The organism is Sphingorhabdus sp. (assembly GCF_040079335.1).
In the GTDB taxonomy this organism is placed as follows: domain Bacteria; phylum Pseudomonadota; class Alphaproteobacteria; order Sphingomonadales; family Sphingomonadaceae; genus Sphingorhabdus_B.
Window position 1 is genome coordinate 1 of sequence record NZ_JBEBKL010000123.1, and the last position, 2,039, is coordinate 2,039.

Sequence of the window (2,039 nt, forward strand, 5' to 3'; positions counted from 1 at the left end):
ACATAGGCCAAGCTGACGGACCGGAGCTGTAGCGCCGTGCACTCCATTGCTCCTGTTCGCTCGTCCGGTGGTGCTGCAACCTATTTTGCCAAGGACAACTATTACACAGCCGAGGAGAACGCGGAAAAGGGAGTCTGGGGCGGGGCGGGTGCGCGCGATCTTGGGCTGGAGGGCATGGTCGACAAGGACATGTTTGAGGCCGTGCTCAATGGTCATTTGCCGGCCGGCGAGAAGGTCGGGCAGGTCGAGGGCAGGCGGGCAGGTCTCGATCTCACTTTCTCAATGCCCAAATCTGCCTCGGTCATGGCCTATGTTGCAGGCGACGAGCGCATCCTTGGGGCCAATATGCGCGCGGTCGAGAAAACCATGTCCTTTGTCGAGCGCTCCTACGCCGAAGCCCGGAACTATGACCGCAACCGTAATGGTGAACCGCAAAAGACCGGCAAGCTTGTCTATGCGCTGTTCCCTCATGACACGAGCCGCGCGCTCGACCCGCAGGGACATATCCATGCCGTCGTCGCCAATGTGACGCGGATGGCAAACGGCAGTTGGAAGGCGCTGTGGAACGGGGAAATCTGGAAGAACAACACCGTTATCGGCCAAGTCTATCACGCAGCTTTGCGCTCCGAACTGCAAAAGCTGGGCTATGAAACCGAGGCAGCTGGAAAACATGGCGGGTTTGAAATCAAAGGCGTACCCAAAGAGGTCCGCGACGAATTTTCCAAACGCCAGCAAGTGATTGACGACAAGGCCCGCGAACTTGGTATCCGTTCGCCACAGGGACGCGACCAGGTGGTCATCAATACGCGCGACGACAAGCGGGTGGTTGAAGATCGCGGCGCGCTGGTTGCGAGCTGGAAAGACCGGGCACAGGCATTGGGCTTTGACGGGGTAGCCCTTCAAAATGCGGCGAGCGAGGCCGCGCACCATAGCGAACAAGCGGGCCGGGCGGGTTCGGCCGCGACGACCATGGCGGATTTGATCGACCGATTGGGAGGGTTGCTGCGACCAAGCGATCCGTTGGTGGTGTCGGGTGCAGCGGCACTCTTCATGCCAGCGGAGACGATCAAGGCACAGCATGCGGTCGCATCGGCCGTCCGGCATCTGTCTGAGCGCGAAGCAGCTTTTTCGCAAGGCGACATTATCAAGACCGCCCTCGGCTTCCAGATCAAGGGCGTCGAAGTAGAGCGCGTTACAAAGCGCATTACAGAATTGATTGGCGCTGGCCGGCTCATTCCGGGCCAATCGGACAGGGCGGATGGCCATGTCAATCTGGTGACGACGCCGGCAGCGCTCGCAATGGAAAAGGCCATTCTCGATCATATCGATGCCGGCAAGGGGCAAGGCCGTGTCATCCTGCCTCCCGACAAGGTGCTTGATCGCCTGCAGGAGGCGGTAGGTGACCGGCAGCTCAATGCCGGGCAAACTGCAGCAGCGGTGATGATCCTGTCGTCGGGCGACCGTTCAACGCTGATCCAGGGCGTTGCTGGTGCTGGCAAATCAACGATGATCAATGCCGTCGCCCGCGCGGCTGAAAGTGAAGGCGTCCGTGTCCTTGGCTTGGCATTTCAGAACAAGATGGTCGCTGACCTGCGCGGCTCTGCTCAAGCGGATGGCGGACGAGGGGAGGGCATTGAGGCGCAGACCATCGCCTCATTCATTGGCCGCTATGGTGGGCTTGCCAGTCGGGGCACCGGTGCGAAATTTGAAGCGGCCCGCGCCGAGCTGAAGAACACCGTTCTGCTGGTCGACGAGTCTTCGATGGTCTCGTCGCGTGACATGCTGAGACTGAACGAAATCGCCAAGGCTTTCGCGCTCGACGGGCTCCATTTTATTGGCGATCGCCAGCAATTGTCAGCGATCGAACAGGGCAAGAGTTTTGCCGTGGCGCAAGCTGCAGGCGCGCCGATGGAGCGGATGGACGAGAATATCCGACAGCGCAATTCGCCGCTGTTGCTGGCCGTCGCAGGATTGTCGAACGAAGGCTACGCTGCCCAGGCGCTCGATCTTCTGGCAGCCCATGGCCGTGTCATCGAGGA

At 60.3% G+C, this 2,039-nt stretch carries 1 protein-coding gene; it reads left to right on the forward strand.

All coding sequences use genetic code 11. The features are described from left to right. Positions 1-36: 36 nt before the first annotated feature. Positions 37-2,039: MobF family relaxase (gene mobF, locus ABL922_RS14695; protein ID WP_349024954.1), on the forward strand; the 2,003-nt coding region annotated here is incomplete at its 3' end.